11 protein-coding genes and 1 pseudogene are annotated in these 13,780 nt (G+C 73.1%); 10 read left to right on the top strand and 2 right to left on the bottom strand.

Features of this window, described 5'->3' with window-relative positions; all coding sequences use genetic code 11:
• Positions 1-230 precede the first annotated feature (230 nt).
• Positions 231-1,064 carry an HAD family hydrolase gene (locus ACIRFL_RS37930; protein ID WP_404038396.1) on the bottom strand — a complete coding sequence of 278 codons (834 nt, stop codon included), beginning with the start codon at positions 1,062-1,064 and terminating at the stop codon, positions 231-233.
• Positions 1,065-1,646: 582 nt separating this feature from the next.
• On the opposite strand from ACIRFL_RS37930, the gene ssd reads away from it, so the two are divergent.
• From ssd to ACIRFL_RS37895, 7 genes and pseudogenes are all read left to right on the top strand, one after another.
• Positions 1,647-2,750 carry a septum site-determining protein Ssd gene (gene ssd / locus ACIRFL_RS37925; RefSeq protein WP_404038394.1) on the top strand — a complete coding sequence of 368 codons (1,104 nt, stop codon included), beginning with the start codon at positions 1,647-1,649 and terminating at the stop codon, positions 2,748-2,750.
• On the top strand, positions 2,747-3,961 hold the full coding sequence (locus ACIRFL_RS37920) for a TadA family conjugal transfer-associated ATPase (protein ID WP_404038392.1): 1,215 nt from the start codon (positions 2,747-2,749) through the stop codon (positions 3,959-3,961). Before ssd ends, ACIRFL_RS37920 begins: the two co-directional genes overlap by 4 nt.
• The gene (locus ACIRFL_RS37915; RefSeq protein ID WP_404038389.1) at positions 3,945-4,814 is read left to right on the top strand and encodes a type II secretion system F family protein; all 870 of its coding nucleotides are present in this window, start codon (positions 3,945-3,947) and stop codon (positions 4,812-4,814) included. Before ACIRFL_RS37920 ends, ACIRFL_RS37915 begins: the two co-directional genes overlap by 17 nt.
• On the top strand, positions 4,811-5,626 hold the full coding sequence (locus ACIRFL_RS37910) for a type II secretion system F family protein (RefSeq protein ID WP_404038386.1): 816 nt from the start codon (positions 4,811-4,813) through the stop codon (positions 5,624-5,626). The genes ACIRFL_RS37915 and ACIRFL_RS37910 overlap by 4 nt, the downstream gene beginning before the upstream one ends.
• A gap of 128 nt (positions 5,627-5,754) precedes the next feature.
• Positions 5,755-5,955 (top strand): DUF4244 domain-containing protein, encoded by a 201-nt coding sequence (locus tag ACIRFL_RS37905; RefSeq protein ID WP_404038384.1) that lies wholly within the window; start codon positions 5,755-5,757, stop codon positions 5,953-5,955.
• 28 nt (positions 5,956-5,983) lie between these two features.
• On the top strand, positions 5,984-6,331 hold the full coding sequence (locus ACIRFL_RS37900; protein WP_404038381.1) for a TadE family type IV pilus minor pilin: 348 nt from the start codon (positions 5,984-5,986) through the stop codon (positions 6,329-6,331).
• A gap of 224 nt (positions 6,332-6,555) precedes the next feature.
• Positions 6,556-6,879: pseudogene (locus ACIRFL_RS37895) on the top strand (Rv3654c family TadE-like protein); the annotation flags it as partial.
• Between the two features lie 217 nt (positions 6,880-7,096).
• Here the strand turns inward: ACIRFL_RS37895 and ACIRFL_RS37890 are convergent.
• Positions 7,097-9,814, bottom strand: coding sequence for a DEAD/DEAH box helicase (locus ACIRFL_RS37890; RefSeq protein ID WP_404038378.1), 2,718 nt, complete (start codon positions 9,812-9,814; stop codon positions 7,097-7,099).
• 81 nt (positions 9,815-9,895) lie between these two features.
• On the opposite strand from ACIRFL_RS37890, the gene bldG reads away from it, so the two are divergent.
• From bldG to ACIRFL_RS37875, 3 genes are all read left to right on the top strand, one after another.
• A complete protein-coding gene (gene bldG, locus ACIRFL_RS37885; RefSeq protein WP_010986038.1) occupies positions 9,896-10,237 on the top strand; it encodes an anti-sigma factor antagonist BldG in 342 nt (113 codons plus the stop codon).
• 157 nt (positions 10,238-10,394) lie between these two features.
• On the top strand, positions 10,395-10,832 hold the full coding sequence (locus ACIRFL_RS37880) for an ATP-binding protein (RefSeq protein ID WP_351731573.1): 438 nt from the start codon (positions 10,395-10,397) through the stop codon (positions 10,830-10,832).
• Between the two features lie 377 nt (positions 10,833-11,209).
• Positions 11,210-13,618 carry a sodium-translocating pyrophosphatase gene (locus ACIRFL_RS37875; RefSeq protein ID WP_404038375.1) on the top strand — a complete coding sequence of 803 codons (2,409 nt, stop codon included), beginning with the start codon at positions 11,210-11,212 and terminating at the stop codon, positions 13,616-13,618.
• Positions 13,619-13,780 lie beyond the last annotated feature (162 nt).

The raw sequence follows: 13,780 nt of genomic DNA, 5'->3' as shown, positions 1-13,780 counted from the left end.
GTCACCTGGTGCAGCTGGCCCGTAATCGACGGGTCGACGTCGCGTGGGTGCCCGGTGTTCATGCTCGGTCCGTGGGGCCGAAAGCGTCTTGAAAGGGAATCCTCTCGGATGTCCTTTGGTCTCGCGGGCCGTTGAGTCCTTTGTACTGCAAGCCCGGAGCAAGCGGAACCCCTGGCCATGGTTCTTTACTTTTAGGTTCAAACGCCTATCAATCGGGCGGCGGCGAGGGGTCAGGCGACTGGGCTGCGGCGCCGGGAGGCGTACCAGACCAGACCCGCGGTGGCCGCGGCCGCGCCTATCGCGGCCGCGGCCACCAGGACCGGACGCGGCGGTGCCGAGAAGGCGGGCAGCCGCTGCTTGAGCCGGACCGGCCGGTGGAAGTCCAGAATCGGCCACCCGCGCGCGAGTGCTTCGCGCCGCAGCGCCCGGTCCGGGTTCACGGCGTGCGGATGCCCGACGGCCCGGAGCATCGGCAGGTCGGTCGCCGAATCGCTGTAGGCGTAACAACGGTCGAGGTCGTACCCCTCGGACTCGGCCAGCTCCTTGATCGCCTCCGCCTTGGTGGGGCCGTACGCGTAGTACTCCACCTCACCGGTGAAGCAGCCGTCGTCACCGACGACCATGCGGGTGGCCACCACCCGGTCGGCGCCGAGCAGTTCGCCGATCGGCTCGACCACCTCCGCGCCCGACGTGGACACGATCACGACATCGCGCCCGGCCGTGTGATGCTCCTCGATGAGGGAGGCGGCCTCGTCGTAGATGATCGGGTCGATCAGATCGTGCAGGGTCTCGGCCACGATCTCCTTCACCTGCTGGACGTTCCAGCCGCGGCACAGGGTGGACAGGTACTCGCGCATGCGCTCCATCTGGTCGTGGTCCAGGCCGCCGACCAGGAAGACGAACTGCGCGTATGCGGTACGCAGCGCGGCCCTGCGGTTGATCAGTCCGCCTTGGTAGAACGACTTGCTGAAGGTGAGCGTGCTCGACTTCGCAATGACCGTCTTGTCCAGGTCAAAGAAGGCCGCGGTGCGGGCCAAGGGGTGGTTTTCCACGACCCTGAGCATAGGCGCCCACCATTCGGCGTAAGGTGGGGCGCGTGGGTTTGCCTGAGAGGGCTCTCGGGTACACCATGGAAGTCACGGATCGTTCGCGACCGTGCTAACCCGGTCCGACTCCTCCCCCCCCGAGTCGGCCGTGGGGACGACCCCCGCTCTCCCCCCCGGCGGGGGTCGTCGCATGTCCGGGTGGGTTTTCCTCTTCTTCAGGCGGCCTCGGTGCCGCGACAGGGCGGCGTCGACCGCCCTTTCAGCATGCCCATGATCCGTCACGGACGGTAGTCAAGGGCGTGCGCTGCGGAAGTCGTACGGCGCCTCGTGCGCGGCGCACCGCTATGGGTGACGGCGATATTCACAACCACCGAGTTGTCCACAGTTTTCGACCAAGATCCACATGATTTCCGGGATCGCTGCACCGTGATTCCAACGCGCTCCGCCCGCCGCGAGTTCATGGCCGGTTCCGTTTGTCGGCGCGCGTTTGGCCGGTTCGTATCGGCCGTTCATATGAAGGCCGGTCGCCGGTTCTTCACACGTTCGGGAATCGCGTGGCCGCATCGGGCCGCGCGCAGATGCAGCGAAGGGGGACCACACATGGCCGGAACCGTCACTCACGATCCACCGCCCGCCGTCGGAGGACGCCCGGGCAGGCCGCTCATCGTCACCGAGGACGCCGAACTCCTCGACGACCTGTTGCGCCTGTGCGCGGCGGCAGGCGCGACACCCGAGGTCCACCACGGGGTGCCGGAGCACAAGGGCAGCTGGGAGGCGGCGCCGCTCATCCTGGTCGGTGACGATGCCGCGCGGCGCGTGCGCGGGGCCGCGCGCCGACGCGGGGTGGTGCTGGTCGGCCGGGACCAGGACGACTCCGGGGTCTGGAAGCGGGCCGTCCAGATCGGCGCCGACCACGTCCTGATGCTTCCCGACGGCGAGCAGTGGCTGGTCGACCGCATCGCCGACGTCGCCGAGGGAGTCGGACGGCCCGCGCTCACCGTCGGCGTCATCGGCGGCCGGGGCGGCGCCGGAGCCTCCACGCTCGCGTGCGCCCTCGCCGTCACCTCCGCGCGCGAGGGACTGCGCACCCTGCTCGTGGACGCGGACCCGCTCGGCGGCGGACTCGACGTACTCCTCGGAGGTGAGACGGCCGAAGGACTGCGCTGGCCGGCCTTCGCCGCATCGCGCGGCCGGGTCGGCGGCGGCGCCCTGGAGGAGTCCCTGCCCCGGCTGCACTCGCTGAGGGTGCTCAGCTGGGACCGCGGCGACTGCGTCGCCGTCCCGCCACAGGCCGTGCGGGCGGTGCTCGCCGCCGCCCGGCGGCGCGGCGGCACGGTCGTCGTCGATCTGCCCAGGCGACTGGACGACGGCGTCGCCGAAGTCCTCGCCCAGCTCGACCTCGCGCTCCTCGTCGTCCCCGCCGAACTGCGCGCCGTCGCGGCGGCCGGACGGGTGGCCTCCGCCGTCGGCATGGTCCTGCGCGACCTGAGAGTGGCGGTACGCGGGCCGTACGCGGCCGGACTGGACGACCGTGAGGTGGCCCGCCTGCTCGGCCTCCCGCTGGCCGGGGAAGTACCCGTCGAGTCGGGGCTGCTGCGCCCGCACCACAGCGGGAAACCACCCGCCGCGGCCGGCCGGGGACCCCTCGCCCGGTTCTGCAAGGACTTCTGGGAGCGCACGCTGGTCGAGGCGGGTGCCGCATGAGGGCGATTCCCGGCCTGGAGCCGGCGGACGGCGCGCGGCTGCTCGACGGCGTGCGCCGCCGGCTGGCCGAGAGCGGCGCCGAGCCGACCCCCGCGCGCGTGGCGCAGGCGCTGCGCGACCAGGGACGGGTGCTCGGTGACGCCGAAGTCCTAGGCGCGGCCGACCTGTTGCGCTCAGAACTGGTCGGCAGTGGCCCCCTGGAACCGCTGCTCGCCGATCCGTCGGTCACCGACGTCCTGGTGTCGGCCCCGGACCGGGTGTGGGTGGACCGGGGCGGCGGCCTGGAGCTGACCACGGTGACCTTTCCGGACGCGGCGGCGGTACGGCGCCTCGCACAGCGGCTGGCCGCCGTGGCCGGACGCCGGCTCGACGACGCACGGCCCTGGGCCGACGCCCGGCTGCCCGACGGAACCCGGCTGCACGCGGTGCTGCCCCCGGTCGCCGTCGGCTGCACCTGCCTGTCACTGCGGGTCGTACGGCCCCGGGCGTTCACCCTCCACGAACTGGTGGCGGCGGGCACGGTGCCGCCCGGCGGGGACCGGATCCTGCGGGCGCTGCTTGCGGCGCGACTGTCCTTCCTGATCAGCGGCGGTACCGGAAGCGGGAAGACAACCCTGCTCAGTGCGCTGCTCGGGCTGGTCGGACCCGGGGAGCGGATCGTGCTCGCCGAGGACTCCGCGGAACTGCGGCCGGACCATCCGCACGTCGTGCGCCTGGAGACCAGACCCGCCAACCAGGAGGGCGCCGGCCTGGTCACCCTTGAGGACCTGGTGCGCCAGGCGCTGCGGATGCGCCCTGACCGGCTGGTCGTGGGCGAGGTGCGCGGGCCCGAGGTCGTGCACCTGCTGGCCGTCCTCAACACCGGGCACGAGGGCGGCTGCGGCACCGTCCACGCCAATGCCGCCGCGGACGTCCCGGCCCGCCTGGAGGCCCTGGGCACCGCCGCCGGGCTCGACCGGGCCGCCCTGCACAGCCAGCTGGCGGCCGCGCTGTCGGTGGTGCTGCACCTGATCCGGGACCGGACCGGCCGCCGGCGGATCGCCGAAGTGCACGTCCTGGAGCGGGACCCCGCGGGCCTGGTCCGGACGGTCCCGGCACTGCGCTGGACCCCGGGGGCGTTCGCGCGGGAGCCCGGATGGGAGCGGCTGCGCGGGCTGCTCCGCGGTGACGCAAGCGAACAGAACTGTGGGGGCGATGAGAGTGATCCATGAGATGTCGACGGGTGCCGCGGGGGTGTGCGTCGCGGTGGCCGTGTGGTTGTTCGGCGAGCGGCATCGTGGCGCGCGGCGGGCGCGGCTGCTGCTCGCGGGCGGCGGAGCCGTGGCGACGGGGCCGCCCCGGTGGGGCCCGGCGGCAGGCGAACTGCGGCGCCTGCGCGGCCGGTTGCGGGGCGAATGGTGGGCCCTCGGCATCGGGCTGCTGCTCGCGCTGCTGGGCGCATCGGTGATTCCGGCCGTCGCGGGGGCGGCCGGCGTGCCCGTGCTGCGCCGGATGCGGCTGGCCAGGGCGGCCCGGCTGACCCGGGAGCGGCGGACGGACGCCGTGATCGCCCTGTGCGGGGCGCTCGCCGGGGAGGTGCGCGCCGGACGGCAGCCAGGGGAGGCGCTGCTGCGCGCCGCGCGCGACAGCGGCGGGCTCGGGGACACACAGGCCGCGGTCCTCGCGGCGGCCCGGTTCGGCGGGGACGTACCGGGAGCGCTCGCCGCGGCGGCCCGGCAGCCGGGTGCCGAGGGGCTACTGGGGCTCGCGGCGTGCTGGCGGGTCGCCGTGGACCAGGGCGCCGGACTCGCGGCCGGCCTCGACCGGCTCGACGCGGCCCTGCGTGCCGAGCGGGACCAGCGCGCCGATCTGCGGGCCCAGTTGGCGGGCGCCCGTGCGACGGCCGTGATGCTCGCGGCCCTGCCCGTCCTCGGGCTTCTGCTGGGTACGGCCATGGGCGCCGACCCGCTGCGGGTGCTGCTGCACACCGGAGCGGGACTGGGCTGCCTGGTGGTCGGCGGACTCTTCGAGGCCGCCGGGCTGTGGTGGGCGGCACGGATCGTACGGGGAGCGGAGGCGGTATGAGCGCGGATGTTGTCCACAGGCTGGGGGTGGCCGCCGGAGCGGCGCTGGGGCTCGGCTGGTTGGTACGGCAGCTGGTGGTGGGGCGGCGCGAGCGCCGGGCGCGCGGACGGTTGGCGGGGCTGCTGACGCCCCGTGCGCCGGCCGTGCGGGCGCCCGCCTCGCGCAGGGCCGCGGGGCAGTCGGCCTTCGAGGCGCGCGCTGCGGTACGGCGGTGGCTGCCGTGGGCCGGTGCGGTGTGCGCCGGTTGGGTGCTGGTCGGCGGGGTCGCGGGGGCCGTGGTGGGGCTGGGCGTGGCCGTGGCGCTGTGGCGGTGGCGGCGCCGGCAGAGGGCCGCGGCCGGGGCGGGGGAGGCCGATGCCGCCGAGGCCGCTCGCCAACTGCCGCTCGCCGCGGACCTTCTGGCGGCGTGCATCGCGGCCGGTGCCGGCCCGGTGATCGCCGCTCAGGCCGTCGGCGAGGCCCTGGCGGGACCCGTCGGGGAAGGGCTCGCGCGGGGTGCGGCGGAGGTGCGGCTGGGCGGTGAACCGGCCGATGCCTGGCGGCGGTTGGCGGCCCTGCCGGGCGCCCGGCCGCTGGCCCGGCTGCTGGAGCGGGCCGACGAGTCCGGGCTGCCCGCGGCGGGACCCGTCGCCCGGCTGGCCACGGACGCCCGCGCGCAGTGGGCACGCACCGCGACGGCGCGGGCCCGCCGGGCGGCCGTCATGGTCACCGCGCCGGTGGGGCTGTGCTTCCTGCCCGCCTTCGTCACCGTCGGCGTCCTGCCCGTGGTGATCGGGCTGGCCGGGGGAGTGCTGCGAGGGGGTGGTGGATGACGAGGTGAGACGGCGGCGCGGCGCCGTCAGCGGCCCGAGCCGCCCGCCGACAGGTGGGCAGGGCCGGCGGGACTGCACGACTGGCAGGACAGAAAGGGCCGACAAGGCCACTGAACAAGGGAGTTGAGATGAACGTGAAGGTCAAAGAGGTGTGGGCTCGGCTGCGGATGATGCGGCGCCGGGACTCGGGGATGGTGACGTCCGAGTACGCGATGGGGATCGTCGCGGCGGTGGGGTTCGCGCTGCTGCTCTACGAGGTCGTGACGAGCGGTCAGGTCCGTGCGGAACTGCAGGCCATCGTGAAGCGAGCCCTCAGTGCGCGGATGTGAGCGGAAGAAGAGGCGCGATGCGGGGTTCGTGACGGCGGAGGCGGCCGTGGTGCTGCCCGTCCTGGTGGCGTTCACCATGGCACTTGTCTGGGGGCTGTTCGTGGTGGCGGCGCAGATCCAGTGCGTGGACGCGGCCAGGACGGGTGCGCGGGCGGCGGCCCGGCAGGATCCCGACGACGCGGTCGTGGAGGTCACCCGCGCGGCGGCACCGGGCGGCGCGAAGGTCACAGTCGTCCGCGAGGGGGATCAGGTGCGCGTCACGGTCGTGGCGCGGCCGCCGCTGCTCGGCGCGCTGCCCCTGGAGGTGCGGGAGGAGGCCGTGGCGGCCGCTGAGGAGGCGGTGGGGGCACCGCCGACGGGGGAGGCGAGCCCATGAGGCGCCGGGTGCCGGAGCGCTTCCGCTGCTCCGTCCGGGGCCGGTTATCCGGATGGCGTGGGGGCCGCCGCCCGGACCGTCTCGGCGGTCTTCCCCGGTGGTTTCGCGGCTGCCTCTCGGGTCGGCTGACTGGGGTCCGCCGGGGGCGGTTCCCGGGTTGTCTCACCGGGCGGCTTCTCAGGCGGCTCTCGGAGCGCTCACCGGGGTGGGGCGCCGCGCGGTTCTCGGATCAGGGGTCCGCCACCGTCTGGAGCGTCGGGGCGATCGCCGTCCTGTGCGTGGTGTTCGGCGTCGTACTGGCACTTGGGCAGGCCGTCGTGATCCGGCATCGGGCGGCGGGCGGTGCGGATCTCGCGGCGCTCGCGGCGGCGGACCACTGGTCGGAGGGCCCACAGGGGGCCTGTGCCCGGGCCGAGCGGGTCGCGGGCGCGCAGGGCACGCGGCTGGTGCGGTGCGCGATCGTCGGGGAGACCTCGGACGTCACCGCGGCGGCCGGTGGCGGGCCGTTCGCGGCCGAGGTCAGGGCGCGGGCCGGTCCTGCGGGACCGCTTGCGGAGGACCCGCTGCGCGCACCCACGCCGACCGTTGCGCCGCCTCCGGGCGCGGCCTCCCTCCGGGAGCCGGGGTCCGCACGGGGGCCGGCGTTCGCAGGGGAACCGGGGTCCGCAGGGGAACCGGCGTTCGGGCAGGAACCGGCGTCCGCGCAGGAACCGGCGTCCGCTCGGGCGGCTGCCCAGACCGGGGTGTCTCCTCCGACCGTGGTGGCTATGGGGATTCCGAGACCCGCGCGGGTCCCGGCCTCTCCTCGGGGCCCGACGCCCGCTCCAGCCCTGACGCCCGCTCCGGCCCCGATGCCCGCTCCGGCCCCGGAGTCCGCTCAGCCCCCGGCGCGTGCCCGGCCCCTGGCGCGCGCCCAGCCTCCGCTGCCTGCCCGGTAGCCGGGGCGTGCCCAGCCTCCGGTGCCTGCCTGGCATCCGGCGCGTGCCCAGCCGGCGGCACCTGCCCGGCGTCCGGCGTCTCCTGCCTGCCCCCCGGCTCCCGCGGGGCATCCCGCAGCAGGGTCGTGAGGAGTCGTACCGCTCCTCGCTTGTGCAACGGCTCGTTCCCGTTGCCGCACTTGGGGGACTGGATGCAGGACGGGCAGCCGGCGTCGCACTCGCAGGCGGCGATGGCCTCGCGGGTGGCGGCCAGCCAGTCGCGGGCGGTGTGGAAGGCGCGTTCGGCGAAGCCCGCACCGCCCGGGTGGCCGTCGTACACGAAGACCGTCGGCAGGAGCGTGTCGGGGTGCAGCGGCACCGAGACGCCCCCGATGTCCCAGCGGTCGCAGGTGGCGAAGAGCGGCAGCATGCCGATCGAGGCGTGCTCGGCGGCGTGCAGGGCGCCGCCGAGGATCTCCGGGTTGATCCGGGCCTCGTCCAACTGGTCCTCGGTGACCGTCCACCACACCGCGCGCGTCCGCAGCGTGCGAGGAGGGAGGTCGAGCTTCGACTCGCCCAGCACTTCACCGGTGATGACACGTCGACGCAGGAAGGAGACGACCTGGTTGGTGACCTCTACGGAGCCGTAGCAGAGCCGGCCCGCGCCCCAGGGGACCTCGATGTCCGTCTCCAGGACGGAGATGGACGTGGTGTCGCGGGCGACCGTCGAGTAGGGCGGTTCGGCCTGCTCGACCAGGGCGACCGAGTCCTTCAGGTCGAGCGAGCGCACCAGGTAGGTGCGGCCCTGGTGCAGATGGACCGCGCCCTCGTGCACGGTCGAGTGGGCGGCGCCCGCGTCGACCGTGCCCAGCAGGCGTCCCGTCCCCGCCTCCACGACCTGCACCGGCGTGCCGCCCGCGCCGCGGATGTCGGTCAGGTCGGCGGCCCGCTCGCGGCGCGTCCAGTGCCAGGCCCTGGTCCGGCGGCGCAGCAGCTTCGCGGCCTCCAGCTGCGGCAGCAGCTCCGCGCAGGCCGGGCCGAACAGCTCCAGGTCCTCTTCGGTGAGCGGGACCTCCGCGGCGGCGGCGCACAGGTGCGGGGCCAGGACGTACGGGTTGTCGGGGTCGAGGACCGTGGACTCCACGGGCTGCTCGAACAGGGCTTCGGGGTGGTGCACGAGGAAGGTGTCCAGGGGGTCGTCGCGGGCGACCAGGACCGCCAGGGCGCCCTGGCCGGAGCGTCCGGCGCGGCCCGCCTGCTGCCACAGGGACGCGCGTGTGCCCGGGTATCCGGCGATCACCACGGCGTCCAGCCCGGAGATGTCGACGCCGAGTTCCAGGGCGGTGGTGGCGGCCAGGCCCAGCAGCTCGCCGGAGTGCAGGGCGCGTTCCAGGGCGCGGCGCTCCTCGGGGAGGTAGCCGCCCCGGTAGGCCGCCACCCGCCCGGGCAGAGAGCGGTCGATCTCGGCCAGGTGTTCCTGGGCGATCACCGAGATCAGCTCGGCGCCGCGCCGGGAGCGGACGAAGGCGACCGAGCGCACGCCCTGCACGGTGAGGTCGGTCAGCAGGTCGGCGGTCTCGGCGGTGGCCGTGCGGCGGACGGGTGCGCCCTTCTCGCCGTGCAGTTCGGTGAGCGGGGGCTCCCAGAGGGCGAACACGAGTTCCCCTCGGGGTGAGGCGTCGTCGGCGACCTCGACGACCGGCAGGCCGGTCAGTCGGCGGGCCGCCACGGACGGCTCCGCGGCGGTCGCGGAGGCCAGCAGGAACACGGGGGAGGCGCCGTAGCGGGCGCAGAGGCGGCGCAGCCGGCGCAGCACCTGGGCGACGTGCGAGCCGAAGACCCCCCGGTAGGTGTGGCACTCGTCGATGACGACGTACTTCAGGGACTTCAGGAAGGAGGACCAGCGGGCGTGCGAGGGCAATATGCCCCGGTGCAGCATGTCCGGGTTGGTGAGGACGTAGTTGGCGTACTGGCGGATCCACTCGCGTTCCTCGAACGGGGTGTCTCCGTCGTAGACGGCGGGACGCACCGCGGTGCCGAGCGGTTGTGAAAGTTCCTTCACCGATCTGCACTGATCCGCCGCGAGGGCCTTGGTGGGGGCCAGGTACAGCGCCGTGCTGCCGCGGCCGTTCGGGGCCTCGGAGCCGTCCAGGAGGGCCGACAGGACCGGCACGAGGTACGCCAGTGACTTGCCGGAGGCGGTGCCCGTGGAGACGATCACCGAGTCGCCGTCCAGGGCGTGCTCGGCGGCCAGGGCCTGGTGCGCCCAGGGATGGTCGATACCCGCGGCCTGGACGGCCGCGACGACCTCCGCACGGATCCGGTCGGGCCAGACGGCATGGCGTCCCTCGCGCGGGGGCAAGTGCTCCGTATGAGTGATGCGCGCAGACCGGTTCGGCCCCGAGGCGAGCCGGTGCAGGACCGTGCCCGGGGAGCGGGATGCGGCGTCCGTCGGGGTTCGATCGGATCGGTGATTCTTGGCCATCGGCACCGAGTGTGTCACCGGCGTGACGGACAATGGGGCCAAGGCGTCGTGCACGCCTGCCGGTAAGTGATTGAATGCCATCGCGGCTGGCGTACGTCCCGGGGGCCGCAAGCCGAGGTGTCCCGAGGGGCGACCGCTCGATAGCAAGGTGCTGGAGGATCCGTGGACCTGTCCCTGTCGACCCGTACCGTCGGCGATCGTACGGTCGTCGAGGTCGGTGGCGAAATCGACGTATATACCGCGCCCAAGCTGCGCGAGCAGCTGGTCGAGCTGGTGAACGACGGGAATTTCCACCTCGTCGTCGACATGGAGGGCGTGGACTTCCTCGACTCCACCGGGCTCGGCGTGCTGGTCGGCGGCCTGAAGCGGGTGCGTGCCCATGAGGGCTCCCTGCGCCTGGTCTGCAACCAGGAGCGCATTCTCAAGATCTTCCGCATCACCGGCCTCACCAAGGTGTTCCCGATTCACACCTCGGTCGAGGAAGCGGTAGCGGCCACCGACTGACCCCGGTCCGTCGACCGGATCCGGGCCGCCGTGCGGCCCGATCCGCCGTAGGACCACGGCCCGGGCCGCTCGCCCGGGCCGAAGAAGCTGATCAGGGGGGCGTGGCTTTCGGCGGCCCGGCCCCCCGACCGCACGCCCGAAGTTCCGAGGGGGATGCATGGCCACCGTTGAACTCCGTTTCAGCGCGCTGCCCGAGCACGTCCGGACCGCCCGACTGGTGGCGGCAGCGGTGGCGCGCAGGGCCGGGGTGGACGAGGCCGTACTCGACGAGGTCCGGCTCGCCGTGGGCGAGGCATGCTCCCGTGCCGTCGGGCTGCACCAGAGCTCCGGCACCACCGCGCCGGTGAAGGTGGTGCTCGTCGAGGAGGAGAAACAGTTCTCCATCGAGGTCGGCGACGAGGCGCCCCGCTCGGCCCCGGGTGACCGGGCGCCCGGCGGGTCCGGACACGACGCGGACGCGGAGGCCGAGGAGGACGAGATGGGCCTCGCGGTCATCAGCGGCCTCGTCGACGACGTGGAAGTGACCGCCGGGGAACACGGCGGGCAGATCCGTATGACCTGGCCGACCACGCCGCCGGCGGTCGCGCTCGGCTGAGGCGTTCCGTACCACCGACGCTCCACCGGTGCGATCACCCGCCACTGGCACGCCGTCGGCACCCGTCGGTGCCGTGCGCCGCGTCGGGCGTCACACTCAAGGGCCCTGCTCAGCAGGGCCTTTCGTGTTGTGGTCGGCCACCGCCGCCCGAATTCGTGAAGAAATTCACGATCAATGACCCGATAATTTGATCAAGCGTCAATGCGGGCGTCAATGCTTTTGAGGCATTACCGCTTTCGGGTTCCGTGGCGCGGCGTCGATCATTTGCTGAAGAGCAAGTGAAGGCTAATTCCGTTTACCGCGCTCTGTTTTGATCAGGTTCCGGTACCTACAATCCGTCCACATCTTGAGCTCAGCCCAAGCGTCAAGGAGGACGAATGGCGGGGCTTTCTACCCCTCATCAGTTGGGCCACCCCACACCCCTCGCAGCCGCAGTACTGACCGACGGCAACCGTGTCCTGGTGGCTGTCTTCGTGGTCGTCGCGCTGGCCGCGCTCGTGGTAGCCGGGATCCTGGTGCGCCAGGTGCTCGCGGCAGGCGAGGGCACCGACAGCATGAAGAAGATCGCCGCGGCCGTCCAGGAAGGCGCCAACGCCTATCTGGCCCGCCAGCTGCGCACGCTCGGCGTTTTCGCCGTCATCGTGTTCTTCCTGCTCATGCTGCTGCCCGCGGACGACTGGAATCAGCGTGCCGGACGGTCGGTGTTCTTCCTGATCGGCGCGGCGTTTTCGGCGGCCACCGGCTATATCGGCATGTGGCTCGCCGTGCGCAGTAATGTGCGCGTCGCCGCGGCGGCCAGGGAGGCGACACCGGCGGAGGGAGAACCGGAAAAGGATCTCACCACCGTCTCGCACAAGGCCATGAAGATCGCTTTTCGTACGGGCGGCGTCGTCGGCATGTTCACGGTGGGGCTCGGCCTGCTGGGCGCCTCCTGTGTCGTGCTGGTGTACGCGGCCGACGCGCCGAAGGTGCTTGAGGGCTTCGGCCTCGGGGCCGCCCTGATCGCCATGTTCATGCGGGTCGGGGGCGGCATCTTCACCAAGGCCGCCGACGTCGGCGCCGACCTGGTCGGCAAGGTCGAGCAGGGCATTCCGGAGGACGACCCGCGCAATGCCGCGACCATTGCCGACAACGTGGGCGACAACGTCGGCGACTGTGCGGGCATGGCCGCCGACCTGTTCGAGTCGTATGCCGTGACCCTGGTCGCCGCGCTGATCCTCGGCAAGGCGGCGTTCGGTGACTCCGGGCTCGCCTTCCCGCTGCTGGTGCCGGCCATCGGTGTGATCACCGCCATGATCGGCATCTTCGCGGTCGCCCCGCGCCGGGCCGACCGCAGCGGCATGTCCGCGATCAACCGTGGCTTCTTCATCTCGGCCGTGATCTCGCTCGCCCTGGTGGCGGTGGCGGTCTTCGTCTACCTCCCGGGGAAATACTCCGACCTCAGCGGCGTCACGGACGCGGCGATCAGCGGCAAGAACGGCGATCCGCGGATCCTCGCCCTGGTCGCGGTGGCGATCGGCATCCTGCTCGCCGCGGTGATCCAGCAGCTCACCGGCTACTTCACCGAGACCTCGCGCCGCCCCGTGCGCGACATCGGCAAGACCTCGCTCACCGGTCCGGCCACCGTCGTGCTCGCCGGCATCTCGATCGGTCTCGAATCGGCCGTGTACACCGCGTTGCTGATCGGACTCGGCGTCTACGGAGCGTTCCTGCTCGGCGGTACGTCGATCATGCTGGCCCTGTTCGCGGTCGCGCTGGCCGGCACCGGCCTGCTCACCACCGTCGGTGTGATCGTCGCCATGGACACCTTCGGCCCGGTCTCCGACAACGCACAGGGCATCGCCGAGATGTCCGGCGACGTCCAGGGCGCGGGCGCGCAGGTGCTCACCAACCTGGACGCGGTCGGCAACACCACCAAGGCCATCACCAAGGGCATCGCCATCGCCACCGCCGTCCTGGCGGCCTCGGCGCTGTTCGGGTCGTACCGCGACGCGATCACGACCGGGGCGCACGACGTCGGCGAACGGCTCTCCGGGGCGGGCGCGCCGATGACCCTGATGCTGGACATCTCGCAGCCCAACAACCTGGTCGGCCTCATCGCGGGCGCGGCGGTCGTCTTCCTCTTCTCCGGGCTCGCCATCAACGCCGTGTCGCGGTCGGCGGGCTCCGTGGTGTTCGAGGTGCGCCGGCAGTTCCGCGAGAAGCCCGGGATCATGGACTTCAGCGAGAAGCCCGAGTACGGCAGGGTCGTCGACATCTGTACCAAGGACGCCCTGCGGGAACTGGCCACGCCGGGCCTGCTGGCCGTGATGGCGCCGATCTTCATCGGCTTCACGCTCGGCGTCGGCGCGCTCGGCTCCTATCTGGCCGGCGCCATCGGCGCGGGCACGCTGATGGCCGTGTTCCTCGCCAACTCCGGCGGCGCCTGGGACAACGCCAAGAAGCTCGTGGAGGACGGCAACCACGGCGGCAAGGGCAGCGAGGCCCACGCGGCCACGGTGATCGGCGACACCGTCGGCGACCCCTTCAAGGACACCGCGGGACCCGCGATCAACCCGCTGCTGAAGGTGATGAACCTGGTGTCGCTGTTGATCGCGCCGGCCATCATCAAGTTCTCCTACGGCAGCGACAAGAGCCTCGGCGTGCGGATCCTGATCGCGGTCCTCGCGCTCGTGGTCATCGTCGGCGCGGTGTACGTCTCCAAGCGGCGCGGCATCGCCGTGGGGGACGACGAGGAGAACGCCGAGCGGGCGTCCGAGTCGGCCGATCCCGCGGTGGTTCCCTAGGCGGTCCCACCAAGGTCGCTCAACGGGCGGGGGGGGGGGGGGGCGCCGGCCCCCCCCCCCCCCCCCCGGGGCGGCCCCCCCCCCCGCGCCCCCCCGGCCCCCCCCCCGGGGGGGCGGGGGGGGGGGACGGAGGCGGGGGGGCCCCCCCCGCGCCCCCCCGGG

Source organism: Streptomyces sp. NPDC102462 (assembly GCF_044765425.1).
Taxonomy (GTDB): domain Bacteria; phylum Actinomycetota; class Actinomycetes; order Streptomycetales; family Streptomycetaceae; genus Streptomyces.
The sequence above is the reverse complement of the archived record's forward strand: the minus strand, read 5'-3'. Positions and strand labels throughout refer to the sequence as shown.